This is a genomic window from Sphingomonas hankookensis, from assembly GCF_022664465.1.
Classification (GTDB): domain Bacteria; phylum Pseudomonadota; class Alphaproteobacteria; order Sphingomonadales; family Sphingomonadaceae; genus Sphingomonas; species Sphingomonas hankookensis.
This window is the reverse complement of sequence record NZ_JAKREV010000001.1, coordinates 715,041-739,598: the sequence shown is the minus strand read 5'-3', so window position 1 is coordinate 739,598 and position 24,558 is coordinate 715,041. Positions and strand designations below refer to the sequence as shown.

Annotated in this window: 25 protein-coding genes; 10 read left to right on the top strand and 15 right to left on the bottom strand. The window is 66.4% G+C overall.

Features of this window, described 5'->3' with window-relative positions:
- Nucleotides 1-197: 197 nt before the first annotated feature.
- The gene (locus MF610_RS03435; protein ID WP_242192753.1) at nt 198-968 is read right to left on the bottom strand and encodes a glycosyltransferase family 2 protein; all 771 of its coding nucleotides are present in this window, start codon (nt 966-968) and stop codon (nt 198-200) included.
- Complete coding sequence (locus MF610_RS03430; RefSeq protein ID WP_242192752.1) at nt 965-2,020, bottom strand: glycosyltransferase; 1,056 nt, start codon at nt 2,018-2,020, stop codon at nt 965-967. The genes MF610_RS03435 and MF610_RS03430 overlap by 4 nt, the downstream gene beginning before the upstream one ends.
- Before the next feature lie 77 nt (nt 2,021-2,097).
- On the opposite strand from MF610_RS03430, the gene MF610_RS03425 reads away from it, so the two are divergent.
- Nucleotides 2,098-2,874 (top strand): glycosyltransferase family A protein, encoded by a 777-nt coding sequence (locus tag MF610_RS03425; RefSeq protein WP_242192751.1) that lies wholly within the window; start codon nt 2,098-2,100, stop codon nt 2,872-2,874.
- Nucleotides 2,871-3,869, top strand: coding sequence for a hypothetical protein (locus MF610_RS03420; RefSeq protein WP_242192750.1), 999 nt, complete (start codon nt 2,871-2,873; stop codon nt 3,867-3,869). Before MF610_RS03425 ends, MF610_RS03420 begins: the two co-directional genes overlap by 4 nt.
- A 2-nt stretch (nt 3,870-3,871) precedes the next feature.
- Here the strand turns inward: MF610_RS03420 and MF610_RS03415 are convergent, their stop codons facing one another.
- Both MF610_RS03415 and MF610_RS03410 read right to left on the bottom strand, forming a co-directional pair.
- Nucleotides 3,872-4,333: a hypothetical protein gene (locus tag MF610_RS03415; protein ID WP_242192749.1), complete on the bottom strand. Its 462-nt coding sequence runs from the start codon at nt 4,331-4,333 to the stop codon at nt 3,872-3,874.
- Between the two features lie 78 nt (nt 4,334-4,411).
- Nucleotides 4,412-4,567, bottom strand: coding sequence for a hypothetical protein (locus MF610_RS03410; protein WP_242192747.1), 156 nt, complete (start codon nt 4,565-4,567; stop codon nt 4,412-4,414).
- A 183-nt stretch (nt 4,568-4,750) separates the two neighbouring features.
- On the opposite strand from MF610_RS03410, the gene MF610_RS03405 reads away from it, so the two are divergent.
- Together MF610_RS03405 and MF610_RS03400 are read left to right on the top strand one after the other, a co-directional pair.
- Entirely contained in the window at nt 4,751-7,603 is a 2,853-nt protein-coding gene (locus MF610_RS03405) for a M16 family metallopeptidase (protein WP_242192746.1), read from the top strand.
- 11 nt (nt 7,604-7,614) lie between these two features.
- Nucleotides 7,615-7,914 carry a hypothetical protein gene (locus MF610_RS03400; RefSeq protein WP_242192745.1) on the top strand — a complete coding sequence of 100 codons (300 nt, stop codon included), beginning with the start codon at nt 7,615-7,617 and terminating at the stop codon, nt 7,912-7,914.
- A 291-nt stretch (nt 7,915-8,205) separates the two neighbouring features.
- On the opposite strand, the gene MF610_RS03395 is transcribed toward MF610_RS03400, so the two are convergent.
- The gene (locus MF610_RS03395; RefSeq protein WP_242192744.1) at nt 8,206-9,516 is read right to left on the bottom strand and encodes an NAD(P)/FAD-dependent oxidoreductase; all 1,311 of its coding nucleotides are present in this window, start codon (nt 9,514-9,516) and stop codon (nt 8,206-8,208) included.
- Nucleotides 9,517-9,820: 304 nt separating this feature from the next.
- On the opposite strand from MF610_RS03395, the gene MF610_RS03390 reads away from it, so the two are divergent.
- Complete coding sequence (locus MF610_RS03390) at nt 9,821-10,453, top strand: outer membrane protein (RefSeq protein WP_242192743.1); 633 nt, start codon at nt 9,821-9,823, stop codon at nt 10,451-10,453.
- Nucleotides 10,454-11,265: 812 nt separating this feature from the next.
- Here MF610_RS03390 and MF610_RS03385 read toward each other — a convergent pair.
- On the bottom strand, nt 11,266-11,577 hold the full coding sequence (locus MF610_RS03385; RefSeq protein ID WP_242192742.1) for a hypothetical protein: 312 nt from the start codon (nt 11,575-11,577) through the stop codon (nt 11,266-11,268).
- 160 nt (nt 11,578-11,737) lie between these two features.
- Between MF610_RS03385 and MF610_RS03380 the strand changes: the two genes are divergently transcribed.
- Entirely contained in the window at nt 11,738-12,073 is a 336-nt protein-coding gene (locus MF610_RS03380) for an HNH endonuclease family protein (protein WP_242192741.1), read from the top strand.
- Between the two features lie 417 nt (nt 12,074-12,490).
- On the opposite strand, the gene MF610_RS03375 is transcribed toward MF610_RS03380, so the two are convergent.
- The 3 genes from MF610_RS03375 to MF610_RS03365 are packed head-to-tail and all read right to left on the bottom strand — an operon-like array spanning nt 12,491 to nt 13,960.
- A complete protein-coding gene (locus MF610_RS03375) occupies nt 12,491-13,540 on the bottom strand; it encodes a ribonucleotide-diphosphate reductase subunit beta (protein WP_125658306.1) in 1,050 nt (349 codons plus the stop codon).
- Nucleotides 13,541-13,544: 4 nt separating this feature from the next.
- Nucleotides 13,545-13,766 (bottom strand): hypothetical protein, encoded by a 222-nt coding sequence (locus MF610_RS03370; RefSeq protein ID WP_242192739.1) that lies wholly within the window; start codon nt 13,764-13,766, stop codon nt 13,545-13,547.
- Nucleotides 13,763-13,960: a hypothetical protein gene (locus tag MF610_RS03365; RefSeq protein WP_242192737.1), complete on the bottom strand. Its 198-nt coding sequence runs from the start codon at nt 13,958-13,960 to the stop codon at nt 13,763-13,765. The genes MF610_RS03370 and MF610_RS03365 overlap by 4 nt, the downstream gene beginning before the upstream one ends.
- 53 nt (nt 13,961-14,013) lie before the next feature.
- Here MF610_RS03365 and MF610_RS03360 point away from each other — a divergent pair, with 53 nt between their 5' ends.
- Complete coding sequence (locus MF610_RS03360; RefSeq protein ID WP_242192736.1) at nt 14,014-14,292, top strand: DUF2171 domain-containing protein; 279 nt, start codon at nt 14,014-14,016, stop codon at nt 14,290-14,292.
- A 68-nt stretch (nt 14,293-14,360) separates the two neighbouring features.
- On the opposite strand, the gene MF610_RS03355 is transcribed toward MF610_RS03360, so the two are convergent.
- The 4 genes from MF610_RS03355 to MF610_RS03340 all read right to left on the bottom strand — a co-directional run bounded on the left by MF610_RS03355 (nt 14,361) and on the right by MF610_RS03340 (nt 17,956).
- Nucleotides 14,361-14,735, bottom strand: a complete 375-nt coding sequence (locus tag MF610_RS03355; RefSeq protein WP_242192735.1) for an endonuclease domain-containing protein — start codon at nt 14,733-14,735, stop codon at nt 14,361-14,363.
- 102 nt (nt 14,736-14,837) lie between these two features.
- Nucleotides 14,838-16,736 carry a ribonucleoside-diphosphate reductase subunit alpha gene (locus MF610_RS03350; protein ID WP_380870630.1) on the bottom strand — a complete coding sequence of 633 codons (1,899 nt, stop codon included), beginning with the start codon at nt 16,734-16,736 and terminating at the stop codon, nt 14,838-14,840.
- A 360-nt stretch (nt 16,737-17,096) separates the two neighbouring features.
- Nucleotides 17,097-17,498 (bottom strand): DUF4345 domain-containing protein, encoded by a 402-nt coding sequence (locus tag MF610_RS03345; RefSeq protein WP_242192733.1) that lies wholly within the window; start codon nt 17,496-17,498, stop codon nt 17,097-17,099.
- The gene (locus MF610_RS03340; protein ID WP_242192732.1) at nt 17,495-17,956 is read right to left on the bottom strand and encodes a DUF2721 domain-containing protein; all 462 of its coding nucleotides are present in this window, start codon (nt 17,954-17,956) and stop codon (nt 17,495-17,497) included. The genes MF610_RS03345 and MF610_RS03340 overlap by 4 nt, the downstream gene beginning before the upstream one ends.
- Nucleotides 17,957-18,077: 121 nt before the next feature.
- Here MF610_RS03340 and MF610_RS03335 point away from each other — a divergent pair, with 121 nt between their 5' ends.
- Both MF610_RS03335 and MF610_RS03330 read left to right on the top strand, forming a co-directional pair.
- Nucleotides 18,078-19,178, top strand: a complete 1,101-nt coding sequence (locus MF610_RS03335) for a GNAT family N-acetyltransferase (protein WP_242192731.1) — start codon at nt 18,078-18,080, stop codon at nt 19,176-19,178.
- A 96-nt stretch (nt 19,179-19,274) separates the two neighbouring features.
- Nucleotides 19,275-22,469, top strand: a complete 3,195-nt coding sequence (locus MF610_RS03330) for an ATP-binding protein (RefSeq protein ID WP_242192730.1) — start codon at nt 19,275-19,277, stop codon at nt 22,467-22,469.
- A 30-nt stretch (nt 22,470-22,499) separates the two neighbouring features.
- On the opposite strand, the gene MF610_RS03325 is transcribed toward MF610_RS03330, so the two are convergent.
- Both MF610_RS03325 and MF610_RS03320 read right to left on the bottom strand, forming a co-directional pair.
- Nucleotides 22,500-23,129, bottom strand: a complete 630-nt coding sequence (locus MF610_RS03325) for a response regulator (protein ID WP_242192729.1) — start codon at nt 23,127-23,129, stop codon at nt 22,500-22,502.
- Between the two features lie 95 nt (nt 23,130-23,224).
- Entirely contained in the window at nt 23,225-23,824 is a 600-nt protein-coding gene (locus tag MF610_RS03320; protein ID WP_242192727.1) for a cysteine hydrolase family protein, read from the bottom strand.
- 56 nt (nt 23,825-23,880) lie between these two features.
- Here MF610_RS03320 and MF610_RS03315 point away from each other — a divergent pair, with 56 nt between their 5' ends.
- Nucleotides 23,881-24,555, top strand: coding sequence for an NUDIX hydrolase (locus MF610_RS03315; RefSeq protein ID WP_242192725.1), 675 nt, complete (start codon nt 23,881-23,883; stop codon nt 24,553-24,555).
- Nucleotides 24,556-24,558: the final 3 nt, after the last annotated feature.

Sequence of the window (24,558 nt, the reverse complement as noted above, 5' to 3'; positions counted from 1 at the left end):
GCTTGAGACCCCAGCCTACGCTGGGGCGACGGATCGATCGCGCGGATCGATTGGCGACCGCTTTCCTACAGCGCCTCCACCATGCCATGCTCCGCCGGTTCTTTCTCTCTGCCGAAACATCCCGACCCGGACCCGCCCGAAAACCACAGCCGCCACAAAACGCGCACGAGTGTGAACTTAGTGAACTTTGGACCGGCCTACGCCTTCGTTTCCCACGGTTTATCCCGCAAATTCAAATGGGTAATCCCGCGTGCCTTCAGCCTTGGTCCCAGGAAGCGATAGAAATACCAGTCCTTCGCCGCGAACGGCGTCGTATGGTATAAAAGCCGTTCGGTCAGCGTCCAGCGCACCCGCCGCCGGTCCGACCGCCGCGGCGACGGTTTTGCCCAGAAATTAAACGGATAGACGACCCGCCCTAGCTTCATGACGCGCTGCATGATCTCGTGGTCGAGCAGCACGTACGGCCACTGCGCCTCGGAAAACCCGCCGGCGTCCATCAGCGCCGACGTTCGAAACGCCTGTCCATATCCGCCGGTATGCGTCTGTTTCGACAGCAGTTTCGTGACGATCCCTGCATAGAATGCTCGCCGCAGCCGCTGCCTCGACGCATCGACGCCCAGCGCCATCACCGCCACCGTGCGCGGGTCGGCATCGAACGCCCGCTCCGCCTCGGCCAGATAGTGCGGCGGGTAGAAGGTGTCGGCATCGCCGAACGCGCAGAATTCGGTGGTCAGCGCCCCCATTGCCGTCTCCAGCGCGTGGATCTTGCCCGGCCGCGCCTCCGACAGGTTCACCACCTCTACCCCCGTCGCGGCAAAGGCTTGGGCGATCTTGTCCGATCCGTCGGTCGATCCGTTGTCGACCAGCACCAGCCGGAACGGCACGGTCTGCGCCGCCAGCGCGGCCAGCGTCGTGCCCAAAAAGTCCGCTTCGTTGTAATAGGCGATGACGAAGGTCCAGCGCGTCATGCCGCCAGTTCCATCAACCGCCGGCACGCCGCCTCCGACGACCGCGCCCCGTGCGTCGCCACCGCGTGCGCTCGCGCCGCCGCACCCATCGCCGCAAGCGCGGCCGGATCGGCCAGCAGCGCCGCGACCTGCGCCCGGTAATCGGCATCGCATACCAGCAGGCCGCACTCGGGCGGGATGACGTCCGGCCCGATCCGGTCGTCGAACGCCGCCACGGGCAGGCCGCACGCCATCGCCTCCGGGATCGCTCGCGGGAAATAGTCGCGCCGCCCGGCGTGGAAGAACAGCCGCGCCTGCGCCAGCATCGTCGGCACCTGCGCATTGGGGACATGCCCCAGCCACTCGACTTGCGGAAAGCGCCGTTGCAGGTCCGCCGCCTGCGGCCCGTCGCCGATCACCGCCACGCGGTGGGTTTCGCCAAGCGCGGCGATCTCGTCGAAGCGCTTGTAGGGCGTCAGCCGGCTGGTGGCGATCACGTCGAACCGCTTCTCCGCCTTGATCGGCGCGAAGCGATCGGTGTCGATCGTCTTGGGCAGCCGCTGCATCCGCGCGTCCGGCACCGTCTGCCGCCACATCCGCCAGCCCGGCTGGGTCAGCTTCGCCTCCTGCACCGCCGATTCGGGGAACACGAACGCGGCGCGTGGCACGATCCGGCTCCACCAGTCGCCGCCGATGACTACCGCGAAGCGCCGCCTGTCGGGCCGCAGCACGCGATCGTACAGGTCGAACCCCGCGCCGCCATTACTGCCGATCAGGACGAACAGCGTCGCCGGATCGGTCTTCGCCGCGACGATCATCGCATCGCTTTTCTGGTCGCGGGTCCTGGCCTGCGGGTTCGACGGCGCGAACAGCCGGATGGGGTAGGGGGCGATACCCGGCAGCGTCGACACGGTATCGAGCGGTTCCTTCGCCAAGCCCCACAGCTCGACCTCGGCGCCCAGCTCCGCCAGGATGCCCGGCATCCGCCGGTCGCGATTGTCCCAGCGCAGCCACTCGCCGACATCGGCAATCCCGTGATGGGTGGGATAGGTGAGGACGAACACGATCCGCATCCCCGCCGGGCTACCAGCGCGGGCGGCGTCGCGCCACCCGATTGTCGATGTGCGTTTGGCCAGCTAAGGCGCAGGCGATGAACTGGTCCGACGACGGCGCGCGGGTAAGCTGCGTGATGGTGACCGCGAACCGTGCCGGACTGGCGCGGCGCGCGGTCGACTGTTTCCTCGCGCAACGCTGGGGCAATCGCGAGCTGGTCGTCGTCGACGATGGCGAGCAGGATTATACGCCGCTGTTTGCCGCGATCCCCCCCGACCGCCTGCGCTACGACCGCGTGGCCAAGACGCCCGAGACGACGCTGGGGCGTTTGCGCAACCGCACGCTCGACCTCGCCCGTGGTGCCATCGTCGCGCAGTGGGACGATGACGACTGGTACCATCCCGACCGGCTGGCGCGGCAGGTCGCGGTGCTGGACTCGGGCAAGGACGCCTGTGTCCTGCGCGGCACGCTGATGCATCTCGACGCCCCCGAATGGTTCGACCATCCCTATGTCGGCACGCTGGAGCCGGGCGTACCCGGCAGCATCGTCCACCGCGCCGACCCGACTGCCCGCTATCCCGAAAAGCGCCGCGGCGAGGATTCCGACTTTCTCGCGCACTGGCCGATGGAGCGGATCGGCGTGCTCGACGCCCCCGGTCTGTTCGTCCGCGCCTTCCACGGCGGCAATACGTGGGAGCGAACCCATTTCGAACGTCGCGTGCGCAATACGCCCGCCGCCGCGATCGAATATGCGGCGCGCCGCTTCCTGCCCGGCGGGGTCTGGCGCCATTCGCGCTTCCGCCTCGACCGCGAAACGCGCGCCGCGTTCGACGCGTTCGTCGCCGATTCGCGCAAGGCCGGGGTGTTCGCTTGACGCTGTCGGAATACGGGCAGCGGCTGCACGACTGGTCGCAGACGCCGGCTGCCGCGTGGGCAGGCAAGGTGTTCCGCGCGCTGTTCTTCGTCGGCGTGCTGTTGTGGCTGGTGCTGAAGGTGCGTGCGATCGGGTGGAGCAACGTCGCCGCCGCGTTGCCGCGCACGCCGTGGTTCTACATCCTGTTCGTCGTGATGTTCATGGCGCTGCCGGTGTCGGAGGTGTGGATCTTCCGCCTGCTGCTCGGCCGCCCGATGCCGGGCAGCCTGCCGGTGTTCGTGCGCAAGCGCGTCTTCAATTCGGCGTTGGTCGGTTATTCGGGCGAACTCTATCTGTTCGTCTGGGCACGACAGCGGCTGGGCATCGCGTCCAAGACGCTGCTGCTGGCGATCAAGGACAATGCGATCCTGTCGGCGCTGGCGTCGGCAGCGATCACGTCCTGCCTGCTAATCATCTTCATGGCGACCGGGCGCTCCAAATGGATCGCCGACTGGCTCCATTCGGCGGGCGGCGCGATCCTTGCCGCGTTGCTGGTCGCCGCGTTCCTGACCCCGCTGCTGCTCCGCCTGCGCAAACAGATATTGTCGGTGCGCTGGGGGACTGCCGGCGCGGTGCTCGGCATCCATGTCGGGCGCATCCTGATCGTCGTGCTGTTGCAGGCGACGCAATGGGCGATCGTGTTGCCCGGTCAGCCGCTGGGCGTCTGGATCACCTTCCTGACGGTGCAGATGGTCATCAGCCGCCTGCCGATCGTACCCAATCGCGACCTGCTGTTCCTGTCCGCCGCGCTGGAGATGAGCCACATCATCGACGGCCCGCGGGCGGCGATGGCCGGGTTGCTGCTGGCCGGCGGCGCGCTGACGCAGGGGAGCAACCTGTTGTTCTTCCTGCTGACCAGCTTCGAACGCCGCCGCGGTACGTTGCCTGTCGCCGATCCCGATCCGGCGTTCGAAGCGGAGGTCGCCACGCCGGCGGTCCCGCCGACGGGCGAATAGGATCAGACCGGCGCCGTCGTCCGCGCGCAGATGAAGCGCGACAGTTCCTGGCGCAGCGGCATGTCTGTCGTCGGGCGCAGCGGCCCGTCATGCGCTACGTTCGTTTCGACATGCGCCCGCGTATCCGCGACGCCGACGACGTGGAACAGGTTGCGCTCGCAATCCAGTTCGGTGCGGGCATAGACGAACCGGTCACCGCGCTGCTGGCGCAGGATGGCGATGATCGTGCCGGCGGCGGTGCGGCGCTGGCGCAGCACCTCGTAGCGCGACTGCGCATCCGACGGCGTCGGAATCTCGACCCCCTCCAGCGGATAGCGTTCGATGCCGTTACCGGCCACTTCGGTTTCGACCAGGTGTCGCAGGTCGACCGTGGTGTTCATCGGCGCTTCGGGGGCGGGCGCGGTCGATGCGCCGCACGCGGCCAGCATCGTTCCGGCCAGCACGGCCACAGTCGATCGGATCATACGCAAATACCCTTGGTTCCGTGAACGCGAGCGCTTCAGGAAAATGTTGCTACGCAGCAATGCTGTGGAAGCCGGGCGTCAGCGCGAACGCAAAGCACCCAGCGCGGTCATGAAGGCTACCGCCCCCATGGCGAGGACGACACCTCCCACATCCTCCCAGCCGATCGCCAACAGACGGTCGAACCGGTCCGAAAAGGGCAGGAGCGCGCGAAATGTTTCGAATGGAATGGTCATGGCGCGTTGCAACATAGTCACTGAAAGCCACATGAAAACAGCCAATCGGGCCAATCGGTCCGGGGACATTATATGTTACAGTCTCGCAAGACGTTGGCCGATCTTCGGCAACGGAACCGTCTTGCGCAGTCCTGATCCGCGCCATACACCGTCATTCCGTTTATCGATAATGGGTGGGGTTCCATGTTCCGTACCGTCGCAACCGTCCTGCTTGCATCCACGGCCCTTGCCAGTGCGCCCGCGCTGGCCCAGGCGCCGGCGCCCGCCGCACCGCCGGTAAAGGCCGCGCCGCTGTCCGCGCTGGTCGCGCCGGTGAACATTCCCTACGAAAAATTCACCCTGGCCAACGGCCTGACGGTCATCACCCATACCGACCGCAAGGCGCCGATCGTCGCGGTGTCGGTCTGGTATGACGTCGGGTCGAAGCACGAGCCGAAGGGCAAGACCGGGTTCGCGCATCTGTTCGAGCATCTGATGTTCAACGGGTCGGAAAATGCGCCGGGCGATTTCTTCGATCCGCTGCGCTCGATCGGGGCGACCGACCTGAACGGCACCACCAGCTACGACCGCACAAATTATTTCGAAACGGTGCCCAAGCCCGCGCTCGACCGTGCGCTGTTCCTCGAATCCGACCGCATGGGCTATCTGCTCGGCGCGGTGACGCAGGGCGTGCTCGATGAGCAGCGCGGCGTCGTGCAGAACGAAAAGCGGCAGGGCGACAACCAGCCCTACGGCCTCGTCCGCTACAAGATGACCGAGGGCATCTTCCCCGTCGGCCACCCCTATCACCACTCGGTGATCGGCTCGATGGCCGACCTCGACGCCGCCAGCCTTGAGGACGTGAAGAACTGGTTCCGCAGCCATTATGGCCCCAACAACGCGGTGCTGGTGCTGGCCGGCGACATCGACGCCAAGGAAGCGCGCCCGCTGGTCGAGAAATATTTCGGCAAGATCGCCAAGGGCCCCGAATCGGTCCTGCCGAAGATCGAGGTACCGACGCTCGCTGCGCCGGTGCGCGAGGTGATGAAGGACAATGTCGCCGCGACGATGATCATGAAGGTCTGGCCGGTGCCGGGCCTGAACGATCCCGACGCCCCTGCGCTCGACGTGGCGATGAGCGCGTTCGGCGGCCTCGCCTCGTCGCGGCTCGACAACGAACTGGTCAAGAAGGACAAGCTGGCGGTGCAGGTGTCGGCCGGTGTCCAGTCGCTGGCACAGGCGGGCATGCTGATCGTCCGCGCGGTTGTGAAGCCGGGCGTCGATGCGAAGATCGTCGAGGCGAAGCTCGATCAGATGATCGCCGATTATCTGCGCACCGGTCCGACCGCGGACGAGGTCGCGCGCGTCGCCACGACGCAGGTGTCGAACACGATCGGCGGGCTGGAATCGGTCGGCGGCTTCGGTGGCAAGGCGGTGACGCTGGCGTCGGGCGAGCTGTATTCGAACGATCCGGGTTTCTACAAAAAGGAACTGAACGCCCTGGCGACGATGACGCCGGACCGTGCCCGCGCCGCGGCCCAGAAGTGGATGTCGCGCCCGGCCTACACGCTGATCGTCGAGAACGGGAAGCGCGAGGGGTATGAGGAGGCCAAGGCCATCGCTGCCGCCCCCGCCGTGCCCGCTGCACCCGAAACCCCGTTCAAGGGCACCCGCGGCGCCATGCCGGGCGTCGCCGACTCCGGCGCCGCGCTGCAATTCCCGCAGGTCACGCGCAGCCGCCTGTCGAACGGCATGGAGCTGATCTATGCCCAGCGGACCGCCGTGCCGGTGACGCAGATGTCGATGGTGTTCGACGCCGGCACCGCCGCCGACGTCGCGGGCAAGCTCGGCACGGCGGGCATGACGCTGTCGCTGATCGACGAGGGCACCACCACCCGCAACTCGATCGCGATGGCCGAGGCCAAGGAAAAGCTCGGCATGCAGATGAGCGGCGGCAATTCGGCCGATCAGACGACGATCGGTTTCGAAGTGCCCAGCGCCAATCTGAACAGCGCGACCATGTTGTTCGCCGACGTGCTGCGCAACCCGGCGTTCGACGCGAACGAGCTGGAGCGGGTGCGCGGGCAGGTGCTGGCGCAGATCGGGCAGCAGCGTACCAACCCGCAGGGGCTGGCCGACATGACGCTGCCGCCGTTGCTCTATGGCGCCAACTCGCCCTACGCCAAGCTGGCGGCGGGCGTGGGCGATCCGGCGGCGGTCATGGCGATGAAGCGCGACGATCTGGTCGCATGGCGGGGCGCCTGGCTGCGTCCGGACAAGGCGAAGGTGTTCGTCGTGTCCGACCGCCCGCTGGCCGAAGTGCAGCAGGCGCTGAACGCGTCGCTCGGCAACTGGCAGGCGACGGGTGCGGCGGGGACCAAGACGTTCCCGGCGCAGCGTGCGACCACGACGCCGAAGATCGTGCTGGTCGACCGGCCCAATTCGCCGCAGTCGCTGATCGTCGCCGGACAGATGACGCCGGTACAGGCGAAGTCGGACACGCTGGCGGCGACCACCGCCAACACCGTGCTCGGCTCGGGCTTCCTCAGCCGGATCAACATGGACCTGCGCGAAGCCAAGCACTGGTCCTATGGCGCACGCGGCGGCTACCAGCTGATGCAGAATGCGGTGCCGTACGTCATCAACGCGCCGGTACAGGCCGACAAGACCGGCCCGGCGATCGCGTCGCTGCGCGAACAGATCAACGGGTTCCTCGGGGCCAATGGCGTGACGCCCGTCGAATTCCGCCGTTCGATCGATGGTGAGACTCGCCAGCTGGCCGGTACGTACGAAACCGCGGGCGCGGTGCTGGGCGCGATGCGCAGCAACGACTTCCTCGGCCGTCCGGACAATTACCAGGCGACCTTGCCGCAAAAATATCGCGCGCTGAACGCCAGCCAACTTGACGCTGCGGCACGCGCGTCAATCGACCCCAATCGCTTCGTCTATGTGGTGGTCGGCGATGCCAGCATCGTCCGTCCGCAGCTTGACGGGCTCGGCCTGCCGGTGGAGGTGGTGTCGGCGACGCCGGCGAACGCTCCGGCCGCGGCGAAGTAAGGAGAGCGAACATGGCGAATGTCGATGGCAGCTGGAACACGATCACCAAGTCGCCGATGGGCGACCAGCAGGCGACGCTGAACGTCAAGAGCGACGGCGGCACCTTCACCGGCACCTATTCGGGTGCGATGGGATCGACCGAGATCACCGACGGCAAGGTCGATGGCGACAAGCTGAGCTGGAAGGTGTCGATCGTCGTACCGATGCCGATGACGCTCGATTGCGAAGCGACCGTCGACGGCGACACGATTTCGGGCACTGTCGGGGCCGGCGCGTTCGGCAGCTTCCCGATGGCGGGCTCGCGCGCCTGATCGCGTGACGTGACGCCGGCAACGGCCCGTCCGCAGACGATGCGGGCGGGCCGTTTGCGTTTGGGGCGTTACCCGCGCAGCGGAGATGCGGGGTAACGGAGCTAGAACGTCACCCCAGCGAAGGCTGGGGTCTCCCGCGGGAGGCAGACCGCGCCATCACCGGGAGATCCCAGCCTGCGCTGGGATGACGTGCGCTGAGAACCATGATTGGGTCCGCTGCCCCCCAGAACGTCACCCCGGGCTTGACCCGGGGTCCCGCTTCTTCTTCGAAGCGGGGGTACGGAACCGCCCCTACTCCGCCGCCCGGGCCTCCGCCTCGATCTCCGGCAACGCCGCGGCGCGCGGCTTCTCCCCCGGCTCCGGCGCGTATCCGGTCAGCAACCGCGCGCCGCGGCCATAGGTGAACCACGACCACGCCCAATGGACGTACACCGACACCCGGCTGCGAAAATCGACCAGCAGCATCAGGTGGACCAGCGACCATGCCAGCCACGCGACGAAGCCCTTGAGCTTCATCCCCGCAATCTCCGCTACCGCGCGCGACCGGCCGATCACGGCCATCGTGCCATAGTCGCGGTACCGGAACGCAGCGGGCGCATCCGTGCCCGCAACGCGCGCCGCCAACAGCCGCCCGACGAACTTGCCCTGCTGCTTGGCGACCGGGGCAAGGCCGGGCAGGGGCCCCTTGTCGGTGGCGAAGCTCGCCACGTCGCCGATCGCGAAGATATCGGGATGGCCGGGGATCGAACAGTCGGGCCGCACTTTCACCGCGCCGTTCTTCGCGGCATCGGCCGCCAGCCACTGCGCGACCGGCCGTGCCTCGGTTCCCGCGGCCCATAGCACCGCGGCGGCGTCGATCCGCTGTTCGCCGACGGTCAGTCCGCGCGCGTCGATTTCCCGCACCGCTTCGCCGGTCCGCACCTCGACGCCCAGCGACTCCAGCATCTTGCGCGCCGCCACCGACAGCGGCGGGTCGAACGCCGACAGGATGCGGTCGCCCATCTCGCACAGCACGACCCGGCTGCCGCGCGGATCGATTGACGCGAAGTCGCGCGCCAGCGTCGTGCGCGCCATCTCGGCGATCGTCCCCGCCAGCTCGACCCCGGTCGGCCCGCCACCGACCACGGCAAAGGTCAGCAGCCGCCGCACCTCCGCCGGATCGTCGCACTGTTCCGCCCGCTCGAACGCGCCCAGCAGCGCGGCACGGATCGCCAGTGCATCGTCGATCGATTTCAGGACGAACGCATGCTCGCGCCACGCGTCGTTGCCGAAGAAGCTATAGCCCGCGCCGGTTGCGAGGATGCAGTAATCGAAGGGTAGCCGCCGCCCGTCGGCAAGGCAGACTTCCTTCGCCGCGGCATCCACGCCGCACACCTCGGCCATCAGGATGCGCGTGTTTCTGTTGCGACGCAGTAGGGCGCGATTGGCCGTCGCGATGTCGGCCGGCGACAGCGCGGCACCCGCGACCTGATACAGCAATGGCTGGAACAGGTGGTGGTTGGTCCGGTCGATCAGCGTGATCTCGGCTTCGGTCCGCCGCATCGCCTGCGCCGCGGCGATGCCGCCGAACCCTGCGCCGACGATGATGATCCGGGGTCGCATCGGTGTTTCTCCTCCGATTCGGGGGTGCCAGTCGCTATATCCAACCCGCCGTGACGCCGATCGTTGCGCCGACGTGCCCTGCCGCTGTGCGATCCTTGCCACATTGTGACCATGGTCCGGGCGGACCCGCCCCGGTTCGTTCATCGGGGCGACAGATACCGTTGCCGGCGTGCAACAGTATCCGATTTGATGACATGCATGTTGCAACGCGATGCAACAACTCCCGCGCTTTCGGGTTCAGAGGGGCCACGGATAAACCGGCGCGCGTTCGATGCCGGGACCGTAAACGCTGATGAGGTTTTGTATGCGTAAGCTTTTCACCGTCGCTGCCGCCGCCGCCGCGTTCGTGGCCGTCCCCGCCTTTGCGCAGGACGCCACCGTCGTGCAGGACGCCCCGACCGCCACCACCGAACCCGCCCCCGCGCTGACCGCGCCTGACGGCACCCGCGGCTTCGGCTTCGAACCCTACATCGCCGTGATGGGCGGCTGGGAACAGTTCGATTCCGAGCGTACCGATGCCGGCATCCCGTTGGTCGCGCGCAACGACAAGCTGAACGGCGCCCTGGTCGAAGGCATCGTCGGCTTCAACGTGCCGCTGGGCCCGGTGTTCGTCGGTGCCGAAGGCAGCGTCTCGAAGGGCGTGTCGGGCGACATCGATTGGGATTACGGCGCCGCCGGTCGTTTCGGCGTCCGCGCCGGTGACTCGGGCCTGATCTACGGCAAGGTCGGCTATCGCTGGGTCAATTTCGACCGGTTCGGCCGTGACAGCCGCGACTATCACGAAATGACCTATGGCGCCGGTTTTGAAGTCGGCCCGAAGGACATCGGTCTTGGCGGCATCACCGGCAACTCGGGCGTGCGCCTGCGCGGTGAAGTGTCGACCTTCGGTTCGGCACACAGCTTCCGTCCGATGCTGGGTCTGACGACCCACTTCTAAGCATCCGGCCAGTTCGGGCGGGTCCGGCGTATCAGGACCCGCCCCGGTAATTGCGTAACGAAGACCCCGGGCGGAAACGTCCGGGGTTTTTTTATGGCCTTGTGAAGTTACTCGCCCCATGGAAGCCTTTGCCCATCGGCAGGGGAGTGCGACATGGCATGGTTCGGTCTGTTGGCGCTGGGACAGGCGACGTTCACGCCGCTCTATTTCCCGCCTTTCTACGAACGTATCGGTGCGCCTTGTGCGTCGCTGAATCGCTCGCTTCCCCGGTTCAGCGATCTTCGGCGGGACTGGTATGCGAAACATCTTGCTGCGGCGGGTGAGCCGTCGCTGTTCCAGAAGGCACGTACCGGCCGGAGCGACGTGCTGCGCTTCACTTGGCTCCGCACCTTCGACGCGCCGGTGATCGTTCGGATCGATGGGCTGCGTGGGCGCGCGCCGCATCTGTCCGCCGTTCAACTCAGCGGGCAAGGAGGTTATGCACCGGGCAACGTCAGCAGAAAAATCAGGCGCCTGTTGACCCCGATCGAGGCAGCTGACCTGCGCCGGCGACTGGTTGTGCAGAACCCGCTCGCCTTACCCCTCGGGTCGGACGACTGCGAAAGTGGCTTGGATGGTTCTCAGTGGATCATCGAACGAGCGGTGGCGAACCGTTACAAACTGATCGACCGGTGGAGCCCCGAGCATGGAGAAGTTCGCGCTACTGGCATGGCGATGCTTCGCCTGACGGGCTGGAAGTTTAAGGATATGTATGGAAAAGGCCGCCGGGCGCGAACCCGGCGGCCTTTCCCCGTAGGACCGCTGTGCCGCGGTTACTCTTCGACCGTCACCCGGCCGCGCCGGACGATCATGCCGCGCTCCGCCATTTCCTTGCGGAAATCATGCTCGGCATCGGCGACCTCGCGGCGATATTCATGCCACGCGTCCTCGCGCGACGACGCATCCTTCGCCCGGCGCAGATCGTTGCGCAACTCGCGCTTCGCTTCCGAAATGTCGGTCTTGTAGTCGAGATAATAGGGGTTGTAGTCCGAATAGACCGGGACCGTTCGGCGGTCCTTGGCCAGCGCGGGCGTCGCGACGACCGCAGTTGCGGCGGCGGCGATCAGCAATGTCGTGCGGTTCATGGGGGTTCTCCCTTTGCCTGAACTTGCCGGCGTACAACCCGCCCGTAGCGAAGTCGGTTCCTTCATCTGTGGTTCATCTGTCTGGCGCCGTTCAGGAATTGCCGACGCGCGCTTGCCAACTGCGGATGTCGTGCCGATCTCTCGGGCGAAGGGATCGGACATGGCCGGACGGGTGAAGCGCAAGGCGGGACTGGCGGCGGCGGAGGAGCTGGCGGCGCGCGAGGTCGCACCGCTCGCCTGCGCGCTGTGCGACCGGCCGATCGGGACCCAGGTCGAATGGCATCACCGCGTACCCAAGAGCGAGGGCGGGCGCGAGACGGTGCCGGTCCACCCGATCTGCCACCGCACCATCCACGCCAGCGCCACCAACGCCGAACTGGCGGGACCACTCGCCGATATCGACGCGTTGCGTGCGCTGCCGGCGGTGGCGCGGTTCGTGGCATGGGTGGCGGACAAGCCCGCCGACTTCCGCGCCCCGGTGCGCCGCGGGCGGTAGGGTTTCTCGAATGGACGTCGCCCCAGCGAAGGCTGGGGCCTCCTGCGGCCAGGCGCGAGGGATGTTGGGCGCTGCCCGTCCCTTCGTCATCCCCGCGCAGGCGGGGATCCATACCCGCCACGCCGGCGGCTCCAGCACGGGATTCCCGCCTTCGCGGGAATGACGAGCGGGGAGGCGGCGGCCGCAACTTCGCCTGTCCTACACGTCCGGCCTTTGCCATCGTGCTGCCGGGTCGTCGTGACCCCCGCTCTTTGACAGGTTGGATCGTATCGCGTGCAACCAGCGTGCGAGTGTGAACTTAGTGAACTTTGGGCGGCGGGCACGGGCAAAGCCCGTGCCGTCGGTCGGCGCTTCGGGCGCCGCCGGCCGGTCGCGCCTCAAGGCTCGCGGCAGCTTGCGCTGCCGCTTGCCCAGCGCTCACTCCGCAGCAACCCCGCCGAACATATCGCCCATCCCACTGGCTTCCTCGTTCGCCGGCGCCACGACCTTCGCCTTCTGGCGCTTGTCGAAGCCGTCCCACACCTCGTTCCAGTTACCGCGCGTCGCCGCCTTCGAATATTCGGTCGCGCGCTGTTCGAAGAAGTTGGCGTGCTCGACCCCGTTCAGCAGCGGCGCCAGCCATGGCAGGGGATGTTCGTCGATCAGGTAGATCGGCTTCATCCCCAGCTGCCCCAGCCGCCAGTCGGCGATGTAGCGGATATATTTCTTGATCTCCTTGGCGGTCATCCCGTGGACCGGCCCCATTTCGAAGGCGAGATCGATGAAATTGTCCTCCAGCCGCACCGTCGTCTGGCACATGTCGGCGATGTCGTCGCGCACCGACCGCGTCATGCAGTCGCGTTCCTTGCAGAAGGCGTGGAACAGCTTGATGATGCCTTCGCAGTGCAGGCTCTCGTCGCGGACCGACCACGACACGATCTGCCCCATGCCCTTCATCTTGTTGAAGCGCGGGAAGTTCATCAGCATCGCGAACGACGCGAACAGCTGCAGCCCTTCGGTGAAGCCGCCGAACATCGCCAGCGTCTTGGCGATATCCTCGTCGGTATCGACCCCGAAATTCTGCAGATAGTCGTGCTTGTCCTTCATCTCGCTATATTCGAGGAAGGCGCCATATTCGCTCTCGGGCATGCCGATCGTGTCGAGCAGGTGGCTGTACGCCGCGATATGCACCGTCTCCATGTTGGAGAAGGCGGCAAGCATCATCTTCACCTCGGTCGGCTTGAAGATGCGGCCATATTTCTCGTGATAGCAGTCCTGCACCTCGACGTCCGCCTGGGTGAAGAAGCGGAAGATCTGCGTCAGCAGGTTACGCTCGTGCGGCGTCAGCTTCTGCGCCCAGTCGCGGCAATCCTCCCCCAGCGGCACCTCTTCGGGCATCCAGTGGATCTGCTGCTGACGCTTCCAGAAATCGAACGCCCAGGGGTATTCGAACGGCTTGTACTGCTTGCGGGCTTCGGTGAGCGACATGGGGTTACTCCGAGGGAAGTATGAAAAAATAAAAGACGAGCAGGCCACTGCCGACAATCGCGACAATGATACCTGAAAAGATCGAGCCGAACTTCGACAGCGTGTGTACTTCGCCAAGCATGACGTTGGGCTGACGCTTGGTGCTCCGCGACATCTGTCCGGGTTCGAGCATCATCGTGATGCCGACCAGTAAAATCGCAACGCCGATGAATGGGATAGCGATCATGCCAACCCCCACGACCACTGCGCGATCCCGAAGATCATCAGGATGATCCCAAGCGCCAGCGCCATCATCCCCGTCATGCCATGGGCATAGCGGCTCTGCGGGGTCCTGCGCGAACGCAGGCGCAGCAGCAGCCACAGCCCGACGCCGCCCGATACCAGCGCGACGCACAGCATGATGAGGACGTTCGGCGTCATGCGACCAACTGCGGAGACGCGCGTTTCACCGCCGCCCCCAACGGAGAAACATCATGGCCGATCTCAGCACCATCAAGGAACATGCCGAAGTCATCGGCGCCGACGGCGTCCATGTCGGCACCGTCGACCGCGTCGAAGGCGACCGTATCAAGCTGACCAAGAAGGATAGCGGCGCGGAAATTGAAGGCGCCGAAGGCGGTTCGCATGCCGGACATCACCATTATATCGACGGCGGTCTCGTCGCCGAGGTCGAGGGCGACACCGTCCGCCTGAGCGCCAACGCCGACGTCGCGGTGACGTTCGAAACCGAAGAAGACGGCAGCGCGATCTGATGCAAATCCCTCTCCCGGCGGGAGAGGGAGGGAGCCGCGTAGCGGCGGAAGGGTGAGGGCGAGCCGGTTCACGCCGGTTCGCCCTCACGCATGTTCGCGATCAGCGCGGCCAGCCGCTGCAACACCCCGTCGAGATTGGTCAGCACGTCGTCGTTCCAGAAGCGTTCCACACGGAAGCCGTGCTGGTTCAGGACCGCCGTCCGACGTGCGTCATAGGCCGCATCGCCGTCATGCTGCCCGCCGTCCACTTCGATGACCAAACCAGCTCGCACGCTCAGGAAATCCACGAAATAAGGGCCAACTGGCACTTGCCGCCGGAATCGCAATTCCGGGAAGGTCCGACGCAGGCCTGACCAGAGCTTCTTCTCGGCATCGGTCGCGTTGCGGCGGAGGTCGCGGGCGCGGTCGACCGATCCGGACGGTTGGTGCTGATACGTGCGCATCGCCCTCACCCTTCCGCCGCTTCGCGGCTCCCTCCCTCTCCCGATGGGAGAGGGATTAGCGCTGTACCGCCACGCCGTCAGACGGGCCAATAAGCCGGAGGCTTATTGGCAAGCCAGACACTCGTCATAATCGGTCGTCTCGCCCAGATCGAACTTGGCCAGCTCCGACGTATTGTCCGCCTCGACCCCGCCGGCAAACCCGGCGCGCTGCACCGACTTCGACCGCAGGTAATAGAGCGATTTGATGCCCAGTTCCCATGCGCGATAGTGGAGCATCAGCAGGTCCCACTTCTCGACATCGGCCGGGATGAACAGGTTCAGCGACTGCGCCTGATCGATGAACGGCGCGCGGTCGCCGGCCAGTTCGAGCAGCCAGCGCTGGTCGATCTCGAAGCTGGTCTTGAACGTGTCCTTCTCTTCCTGGCTCAGGAAGTCGAGATGCTGGACCGACCCACCGCGCTCGAGGATCGTGTTCCACACCGCGTCGCTGTTCTTCGACTTCGCGATCAGCAGCTTTTCGAGATACGGGTTCTTGACCGACCACGAGCCGCTAAGCGTCTTGTGGGTATAGATGTTCGCCGGGATCGGTTCGATGCAGGCGCTGGTGCCGCCGCAGATGATGCTGATCGACGCGGTCGGCGCGATTGCCATCTTGCAGCTGAACCGCTCCATCACGCCCATATCGGCCGCATCGGGGCAGGGGCCGCGCTCGTTGGCGAGGTGCATCGACGCTTCGTTCACCTGCGCGTTGACGTGGCGGAAGATCTTCAGGTTCCACGCCTTGGCCATCGCCCCTTCGAACGGCAGCCCGCGCGCCTGCAGGAACGAGTGGAAGCCCATGACGCCCAGGCCGACCGACCGTTCGCGCTCCGCCGAATAGCGCGCCCGCGCCATTTCGTCCGGCGCCCGCTCGATATAGTCGGTCAGCACATTGTCGAGGAAGCGCATCACGTCCTCGATGAAGCGCTTGTCGCCGTTCCATTCGTCCCACGTTTCGAGGTTCAGCGACGACAGGCAGCACACGGCGGTGCGGTCGTTGCCGAGGTGATCCTTGCCGGTCGGCAGCGTGATCTCGCTGCACAGGTTCGACGTCGATACCTTCAGGCCCAGGTCGCGGTGATGCTTGGGCATCGTGTTGTTCACATGGTCGCTGAACACGATATACGGCTCGCCGGTCGCCAGGCGGGTTTCGACCAGCTTCTGGAACAGCGAACGCGCATCGACGACCGCGCGCTGTGACCCGTCCTTCGGGCTCTTGAGCGGCCATTCCGCACCATCGCGCACCGCTTCCATGAACGCGTCGGGGATCAGCACGCCATGGTGCAGGTTCAGCGCCTTGCGGTTGAAGTCGCCGCTGGGCTTGCGGATTTCGAGGAACTCCTCGATCTCCGGATGGCTGATGTCGAGATAGCAGGCCGCCGAGCCACGACGCAGCGAGCCCTGGCTGATCGCGAGCGTCAGCGAATCCATAACGCGGACGAACGGGATGATGCCGCTGGTCTTGCCGTTCAGGCCGACCGGTTCGCCGATGCCGCGCACCGCGCCCCAATAGGTGCCGATGCCGCCGCCGCGCGACGCCAGCCACACATTCTCGTTCCACGTTTCGACGATGCCTTCCAGGCTGTCGGGGACCGAGTTGAGGTAGCAGCTGATCGGCAGGCCGCGTCCGGTGCCGCCGTTCGACAGCACCGGGGTGGCGGGCATGAACCACAGCTTCGAGATATAGTCGTACAGCCGCTGCGCATGGTCGGCATCGTCGGCATAGGCCGATGCGACGCGCACGAACAGGTCCTGGTACGATTCGCCCGGCAGCAGATAGCGGTCCTTCAGCGTATCCTTGCCGAAATCGGTCAGCCGCGCGTCGCGCGAATGGTCGACCTCGACCGCGTGCAACTGGGCATCGACCGTGCGGCTGGTGCGCGCGGGCGGGGTTTCGGCGGGCGCCGGATCGGCGAATTGCAGCTCGTTCATCTGGGCATCCTGACTGTCCTGGAAGGTCATCGTCCCCGTTCCCCCTGTCTGCGGACGGAGCATGTCGTCCCCGTCGCTGAAATATGGCCCGCGACCACCGTTCGTGACGCGCAACCGGTCCGAACGGCTGCCATCGGCACGGATGTCGTGGCGCGGCGTCGATCGGGATGAATACTATTTGTAGCGGTCGATCCGCCGTCGCCCCTACTAATTGTAGCAAATGGCGCCATGCGCAAGCGGCTAAATTTCGGTTGCGCGCCGGAACCGGGGGACAAGCAGCGACGGGTCCCGCGCGACGCGCGGACCTCCGCCGCCTCCGGGAAATGCAAGCGAATAAAGCAGGAACATCAATTCATTTTTTTGATCGCCGGCGTGGCGGCTGCGGGCGAATCAGTCGCCCTGCCGGTACCGTCTCGCGACGTGCGCCTGCCATCCCAGCAGCAGCGGCACGACGATCAGTTCGATGCACAGCCCGGTCAGGTGGGACGTGGATGGCGCGCCCGTCGCGGCCAGCGACCACAGCCGCGCGAACCCGCCGATCACGACCATCAGCCCCAGCAACCGGAAGCGCCCCCCCTTGCGTTCGATGCCGGGGATACAGCTGACGAAGCCGATCGCCATGCCGAGGAACAGGCCCGACAGATAGCGGAAATGGCTGTCCATATCGGTCGCCGGCGCCGGCTGCAGCCACGCCGCGCCGCCGATGATGCCGGCCAGCGACGCCGATAGCGGCACGAGGCAGGTGAACGCGACGACCGCCTGCAACAGCGTGCGTTCGCGCCGCGGCGTCATGCCCGCTCGCGTTCCAGCAGTTCGGCGCGCACCCGGATGGCATAGACCGACAGCCGCACCTCGAACAGGAACCAGACCAGCCCGCCGATCAGCAGCAGCATCGACAGGATGAAACAGATCGCCACCGCCTTGCCCAGCCCGAGGTCGAGCAGCTCGGCGATGAACAGCATCGCGACGACGGTACAGTTGGCCACCGCCGACAACACGACGAGGAACACCGAATTGTTGATGATCCGGATGCGCCGGTCGAGCAGCCGCAGCTCGAACACATGGCGCGCATGTTCCGGGCCGGTCGAGCTGGGATGCAGCCGTTCGAGGTCGCGCGCACGGTCGACGATCCGCGCGAGGCGGCCGACCATGACGTTCAGGATCGCGCCGATCCCGGCCAGCAGGAATACGGGCGCGATCGCGGTCTGGATCGTCTTGGCTACGGTCGACAGGACAGGTTCGAATTCCACCCGGTCGGTATGCCGCGCGGGCCGGATGGGGACAAGGGGCTGCAAGTTTGCGGGAAGTCGTCCGGTTCGGACGATCGTTATCGCTACCGTATCGTAATGGGTTCGTGGCAAGGGCAGTGGCATGTCCTCGACCGCACCCGCTTCCCGGCCCCATGCGCGCATCGTCGCCGGCCTGTCCGATGCGATCGATGGCGTGGCGACGGCGGCGATGGACACGCATGGCTTCCTGCGCCGCCAATGGTTTGCCGCTGCGGTAGACAGCTATGGCGGCATGGCGCGCACCGTGCTGGTCGAACGCGACGGGGCGGCGACGATCGCGTTGCCCTTGGTCGGGCTGGGACCGGCGCTCCTCACGCTGGGGCAGGTTCCGGGCTGCTACTGGCCGTTTCGCAGCGGTCCGGTGGCACGGCACGCCGATCACGACGATTTCAGTGCGCTGCTGAACGGCGCGGGGCGCGCGGTGCGGGGGTTCCGGCTGGGGCCGGTCTATGACGACGATCCGTTGCTCGTCGGCCTGTTGGCGGCGGTCGAAGCGGCGGGGTGGCGCGCATTGCCGCGCTTCATCGCCGACAGCTATCTGCTCGACATGGCGGCGCTGCGAACGGAGGGCGGCTGGCCGCGCAATTCGACCCTGCGCAAGAACCGCTTCAACGAAAAGCATCTGGCGACGGTCGGCGCGCCCGACTGGTCGTTCGTCCATGGCGACGGGTGGACCGACGCGGTGTTCGACGGGCTGGCGGCGATCGAATCCGCCAGCTGGATCGGCACCCGGACCGATGGCAGCGACGCCAAGTTCACCGACACCGGCCATGGTCGTTTCTGGCGCGCGGCGGCGCGCGACCCGGTGCTGGCGGACATGATGTGGGCCGCGCTGCTGCGGATGGACGGTCAGCCCGCCGCCTTTTCGTTCGACCTGAACGCCGGTCCGCTGAAATATGCGATCGCCAACAGCTACGACACGCGCTTCGCCAAGCATTCGCCCGGCAAGCTGCTCTATTATCGCAATCTGGAACGCGGGCTGCGCGAGGGGATCGACCGCGTCGACTGGGGCGCAGGCGACAGCGGCTACAAGCGCGTGATCGGCGCGGCACCGGGGCCCGCGATCCGCGACTGGTTGTTCCTGCGGCCGGGACTGCCGGCATTGGCGGGCCGCCTGTTCGCGGCACGATGGGCGGGAAGCGGTCATCGTCCGGTGCCCGAACCCGGATCGAGCGACGAATAATCCCTTGCCGAACGGAATTCCGCCCGGCAGCAATCGATCGCTGCACCCAACGGACGATTGAGCATGGCCGATGAGTCGGGAACATCGTCTGCCATGATGACCGAGCGTTCCGCGGCGGATTGGTGTCTCTGGCTCCGAACGGCCGGCTGCCTGCTCGGCTATGGGGCGGTCATCTGCGCGGTCACCGCGCTGCTCTTCTGGTCGAAACCCTCGTTCGGCTATGTCGCCCCGCTATGGCCCGCGACGCCGATCGCGGTGGCGGCGCTGATCCGGTATCCGCCGCGCGCATGGCCCCTGCTGCTGGCGGTCACGGCGATGGGTATCGCCGCGGCAGTCCCGGTAATCGGCACGATCACGCTGCAGACGGCGGTCTATATCCTCGTCGACACGCTCCAGACGGCGATCGTGGCGACCCTGCTGCGCCTCGCACGGCCCGATCCGCGCCTGTTGCGCGGCTATTTCACCGTCGTCGGCACTTCGATCGTCGGGGCGCTGGCCGGCACCGCCATGTTCGGCGTCGCACGGTTGATATTCGCTGAGACCGTGACGTTCGATGCCTTCGTCCGCTGGTTCGCCGGCGGCGCGATGGGAATGATCGTGCTGCTGCCCGCGCTGAAGGCGAGCCGCCGGGCGGTGTCGGAAGAAATCAGGCTGCTGTCACCGGCGATCGCCGTCGTGATCGTGCTGACCGCGCTGTTCACCGGGCTGATCTTCGCCTTCAATACCTATCCGGTGTTGTTCCTGGTGATGCCGTGCGGCGTGTTCGCCGCGCTGCTGTACCGGTTCGCCGGGGCAACCGCAGCGACGCTGACGGTCAGCGGCATTGCGTTCGCCTGCACGATGCACGGCGTAGGCCCGATCGCGGCGATCCTGCCGAACCTGCCCGACCGTATCCTGTTGCTGCAGCTGTTCTGCGCGATCTTCACGCTCGCCTCGTTCACCGTCGCCGCGCTGCTCTACGAACAGTCGCTGGCACTGAAGGAAATCCGCGACAACGAACGCCAGCTGCGACTGCTGACCGATCATTCGACCGATCTGATCGTGCGGCTGGGGGTGGACGGGCTGCGTCGCTACGCCTCGCCCGCCGCCGAACGATTGCTCGGCTATCGCCCCGAACAACTGGTCGGCAAGAGCCCGTATTCGGCGATCCATCCCAACGATCGCGACCGGGTGCGCCGCTGTCTCGAATCGTTGACGCCGGACGACGGCGGGGTCGTGTTCCGGTATCGCATGCGCCACCGCGAAGGGCATTATCTGTGGCTGGAAGGGGCGTTCCGGCTGGTCGGCGACGGCGCGGACAATCTGGAGATGATCGGCTCGATTCGCGACATCGCCACCCGCCGTGATGCCGAGACCGAAGCGATCGTATCGATCGACAAGCTGGAGGAGCAGCAGCGCCTGCTCGGCATGGCGGAAAGCGCCGCGGGCATCGGTCACTGGCGGCTGGATCTGGCCGACTGGCGGCTATTCTGGTCGACCGAAGTGTTCCGCATTCACGGCGTCGTCGATGGCGAGGTGCCGCGGATCGCCGATGCGATCGACTATTATCACCCCGAAGACCGGGCGATGGTCCGCGAACGGCTGGGCGCGGTCATCACTTCGGGCGGGGCGTTCGAATTCGACGCCCGGATCGTGCGCGGCGACGGCACGCTCCGCTGGGTCCGGTCGCGGGGGCAGGCCGAATCCGCGCCGGGCGCCGGCATCGTCAGCCTGTTCGGCGTGTTGCAGGACATTACCGAACAGGTCGCGGCGATGACCGATCTGCGTGCCGCACGCGAGGAGGCCGAACGCGCACTGGCGGCCAAGGCGACCTTCACCGCCACGATCAGCCACGAGATCCGGACGCCGCTGACCTCGATCCTCGCCGCGGTCCAGCTGTTGCGCGACACGCCCGACCGGACCGAACGGATGCGGCATCTGGATTCGCTGGAAAAGGCCGGGCGGACGCTGTCGCATATCGTCGACAACGTGCTGACCTTTTCCAAGCTGGAAGGGGGGCATGACAATCCCGAGGCGATCGTCTTCGAACCGAAGGCGCTGCTGGAAACGGTGGTCGGCCTGTTCACCGTCGAGGCCCGGCGCCATGACCTGACGCTCGAACTCGATGCGGCGGCAGGCCGCGTGATCGGCGACCCGGCGCGGCTGCAACGGGTGCTCACCAATCTGGTCGGCAATGCGGTAAAGTTCACCCGCGCCGGGTCGATCCGCATCACCGCGTCCCGCGAGGGCGGCGAGTTGTGGCATTTCGAGGTGGCCGATACCGGCGTCGGTATCCGCAGCGACCGGCTGGACGCGATCTTCGAACCGTTCGTGCAGGCCGATGCGTCGACGACGCGCAGCTATGGCGGCACCGGGCTGGGGCTCAGCATCAGCCGGATGCTGGTGGAATCGATGCGCGGCAGGATTCATGTCGCCAGTCGTCCGGGCAGCGGGTCGCGCTTCTGGTTCGAACTACCGCTGCCGGCGGCCGTTAGTAACGGAATGGAGACGACGGTGCCGTCGTCGCCCGGACCCGATGCCGGCCCTGCGCCGGACCCGATGCCCGTCGCGACCGTCCTGGTCGCCGAGGACAACGACACCAACCGCTATCTGATCGCCGAGATCGTCCGTCGGCTGGGCCACCGGGTCGTAACGGTCGAAAACGGTGCCCGCGCCGTCGAATATGTGACGGCGCCGGCCGGCAATCCGGTCGATCTGGTACTGATGGACGTGCAGATGCCGGTCATGGATGGGATGGCGGCGGCGCGGGCGATCCGGGCGTGGAGCGGGGCGGGGGCTACCGTGCCGATCCACGCCATCACCGCCGATCAGTCGAGCGAAACCCGTGCCGAAATTCTTCAGGCGGGGATGGACGGGGTGCTGGCCAAACCGGTCGACATGGCCCGGCTGGGCGAACTGGTCGGCAGGATCGCGCAGGACCTGCCGCGCGTGCGTTTGCCGCTCGCGCCGCGGGCCGCGATCGATCCCGATCGCGTTCGTGCCCTGACCGATGCGCTGGGGAGCGAACAGCGCGATACGCTGCTGCAATTACTGATTGAGGATGCCGGGCGCGTGCCCCCGCGGCTGCGGGTGCTGCTGGAACATGGTCGCAACGGCCTTGCCCGGCGGGAAGCGCATGGGTTGCAGGGTGCCGCCGCCAGCATGGGCGCGGCCGATCTGGTCGATGCCTTGCGCGCGATACAGGGTATCTCCGACGGGGCGTCGGTCGATCCGGCGATCATCGACCGGGTCGACCGGTCGGCGCAGTTGGTGATCGATGCCGCACGTACCGCCATGGCGGCGACATCGTGATCCGATCCGGGCCGGGTGATCCGGGCGGGCTTACCCTTCCGGGTCGAACGCCTGTAGCGCCAGCACCGCCTGCGTCCGGTTGCTGACGCCCAGCTTGCGGAAGATCGCGGAGAGGTGCGACTTCACCGTCGGTTCGGCAAGTTGCAGGTCATAGGCGATCTGCTTGTTCTGATGCCCGTTGACGATGGCACGCAGCACCCGCAACTGCGCGATCGACAGCGTCCCCATCCGTTGGGCCACGTCGACGCGCGGATCGTCCTGCGCGGCTTCCTCCATGCCCTCCGGCACCCACGTCTTGCCGGCGAGCAGCGATCGCAGCGCGGCCATCATCTGGTCGATCGTCGACGATTTCGGGATGAACCCCTGCGCACCCAGCGCCCGTGCCTGTGCCACCACCGTCGGTTCCTCGCGACCCGATACGATCGCGATCTTCGCCGACGGGCGGATCGCGCGCAGCAGCGCCAGCCCGGCAAAGCCCTGTACGTCAGGCAACATCAGGTCGAGCAGGATCAGGTCATAATCCCGTTGCCGAACCAGCGCCTCCGCCTCGGCCAGCGTCGTGACGCAGTCCTTGGTGATCGTCGGATCGGTCGCCCGCGCCGCCATACCGAGCGCCGTAGCGCACATCGGATGGTCGTCGGCGACGAGAATATGCGGCATCAACGGACCCCTTTTCCGATCCGTGCATCGTAAGGATCGTTTGCACCTATCACAAGCGCTTGGGGGAATCCTAGTAAGTAGTTGGATAGATTGAGTTAACGATCCGGTCCGCAAAGCAAGACCGCTTTCCCGCAAAAATCCTCTTCCAGCACGCGCCCGATCGGACGGTCTATTCCCCTTGTCAGGCCGGCCGGAACCGCGACCGAAAATCCGCGCGCGACCAGGCCGTCGATCGCCCAGCGGACGCAATAGTCTGCCGCGACGCCGACGACGATCGCCCGGTCCACACCGCCTGCGCGCAACTCCTCAAAGAATGGATCGCGCGGCGCGGGCGATACCACGCCGTGCGGGTCGTGCAGCGTCAGTTCCGGCTCCGCCCACATGTCGAACACGCCCTTTTCGAGCGTGCGGCACGGGATCGCCGGATCGATCGCCTGCGGATCGAACAGGTTACGCCATCCCGGCGTCCCCTTGACGCAGTGGATCGGGAACAGCGCCGCCTCCGCGCTCGATGGATAGGTGTCGGCGAAATGGGTGTCGAAAGTGAAGACGATCGCCGCGGTATCCGCCGCCGTGCGACCGGCCAGCCACGCGCCGAGCGGTTCGACGATCGCGGTCGCGTCCGGCACCGGCAGCGCCCCGTCGGGCAGAATGAAATCGGCCTGTGTGTCGACGACGATCACGAGACTGGACATGGCGCATCTCCCTCATCACCCTTTACATATGTTCGTCTTGGATATATGTAAAGGGCATGGAACAGGAGTATGATCCGAACGCCTATGATCGTCCTTCGGTCGCGGTCGATTGCGTCGCGATCGGCATCGTCGACGGGCAGCCGGCGGTGCTGCTGATCCGGCGCGACCAGCCGCCGTTCGCCGGGCACTGGGCGTTGCCCGGCGGTTTCGTGGCGATCGACGAATCGCTCGAAGCGGCGGCCGTGCGCGTGCTGCGGAAAAAGGCAAGGATCGGCGCGATGCCGGTTGAACAAGTGCATTCCTTCGGCACCGTCGACCGCGACCCCCGCATGCGGATCATCGCCATCGCCTATCGCGCGCTGCTGTCACCCGTGCGGATCGCGGCGCTGCGGCTGACCGTCGACCAGTGCCTCGCGCGGATCGGCTCCGATGGCCGGTTGTACCGCGACGGACAGCCGATCGCGCTGGCGTTCGATCACGGCGCCATCGTGGCGCATACGCTCGCCCGGCTGCGCAGCACGATCGACGATGCTGCCTTCGCCCTCGTTCCCGAACGCTTCACCCTGCGCGAACTCCAGCAGGTGCACGAGGCGGTGCTGGACCAGTCGCTCAACAAACCTGCGTTCCGCCGCCGGATGCTGGAGCGCGGCGGGCTGCGCGGGACCGGCGATTTCGAAGGCGGACGGGCGTTTCGTCCTGCCGAACTCTATGTCCAGCGTCCGAAGGACTGACCG

Coding starts and splice junctions, on each gene's coding strand:
- MF610_RS03435 (WP_242192753.1), bottom strand. CDS start 968: ATGACGCGCTGGACCTTCGTCATCGCCTATTACAACGAAGCGGACTTT.
- MF610_RS03430 (WP_242192752.1), bottom strand. CDS start 2,020: ATGCGGATCGTGTTCGTCCTCACCTATCCCACCCATCACGGGATTGCC.
- MF610_RS03425 (WP_242192751.1), top strand. CDS start 2,098: ATGAACTGGTCCGACGACGGCGCGCGGGTAAGCTGCGTGATGGTGACC.
- MF610_RS03415 (WP_242192749.1), bottom strand. CDS start 4,333: ATGATCCGATCGACTGTGGCCGTGCTGGCCGGAACGATGCTGGCCGCG.
- MF610_RS03410 (WP_242192747.1), bottom strand. CDS start 4,567: ATGACCATTCCATTCGAAACATTTCGCGCGCTCCTGCCCTTTTCGGAC.
- MF610_RS03405 (WP_242192746.1), top strand. CDS start 4,751: ATGTTCCGTACCGTCGCAACCGTCCTGCTTGCATCCACGGCCCTTGCC.
- MF610_RS03400 (WP_242192745.1), top strand. CDS start 7,615: ATGGCGAATGTCGATGGCAGCTGGAACACGATCACCAAGTCGCCGATG.
- MF610_RS03395 (WP_242192744.1), bottom strand. CDS start 9,516: ATGCGACCCCGGATCATCATCGTCGGCGCAGGGTTCGGCGGCATCGCC.
- MF610_RS03390 (WP_242192743.1), top strand. CDS start 9,821: ATGCGTAAGCTTTTCACCGTCGCTGCCGCCGCCGCCGCGTTCGTGGCC.
- MF610_RS03385 (WP_242192742.1), bottom strand. CDS start 11,577: ATGAACCGCACGACATTGCTGATCGCCGCCGCCGCAACTGCGGTCGTC.
- MF610_RS03380 (WP_242192741.1), top strand. CDS start 11,738: ATGGCCGGACGGGTGAAGCGCAAGGCGGGACTGGCGGCGGCGGAGGAG.
- MF610_RS03375 (WP_125658306.1), bottom strand. CDS start 13,540: ATGTCGCTCACCGAAGCCCGCAAGCAGTACAAGCCGTTCGAATACCCC.
- MF610_RS03370 (WP_242192739.1), bottom strand. CDS start 13,766: ATGATCGCTATCCCATTCATCGGCGTTGCGATTTTACTGGTCGGCATC.
- MF610_RS03365 (WP_242192737.1), bottom strand. CDS start 13,960: ATGACGCCGAACGTCCTCATCATGCTGTGCGTCGCGCTGGTATCGGGC.
- MF610_RS03360 (WP_242192736.1), top strand. CDS start 14,014: ATGGCCGATCTCAGCACCATCAAGGAACATGCCGAAGTCATCGGCGCC.
- MF610_RS03355 (WP_242192735.1), bottom strand. CDS start 14,735: ATGCGCACGTATCAGCACCAACCGTCCGGATCGGTCGACCGCGCCCGC.
- MF610_RS03350 (WP_380870630.1), bottom strand. CDS start 16,736: ATGACCTTCCAGGACAGTCAGGATGCCCAGATGAACGAGCTGCAATTC.
- MF610_RS03345 (WP_242192733.1), bottom strand. CDS start 17,498: ATGACGCCGCGGCGCGAACGCACGCTGTTGCAGGCGGTCGTCGCGTTC.
- MF610_RS03335 (WP_242192731.1), top strand. CDS start 18,078: ATGTCCTCGACCGCACCCGCTTCCCGGCCCCATGCGCGCATCGTCGCC.
- MF610_RS03330 (WP_242192730.1), top strand. CDS start 19,275: ATGACCGAGCGTTCCGCGGCGGATTGGTGTCTCTGGCTCCGAACGGCC.
- MF610_RS03325 (WP_242192729.1), bottom strand. CDS start 23,129: ATGCCGCATATTCTCGTCGCCGACGACCATCCGATGTGCGCTACGGCG.
- MF610_RS03320 (WP_242192727.1), bottom strand. CDS start 23,824: ATGTCCAGTCTCGTGATCGTCGTCGACACACAGGCCGATTTCATTCTG.
- MF610_RS03315 (WP_242192725.1), top strand. CDS start 23,881: ATGGAACAGGAGTATGATCCGAACGCCTATGATCGTCCTTCGGTCGCG.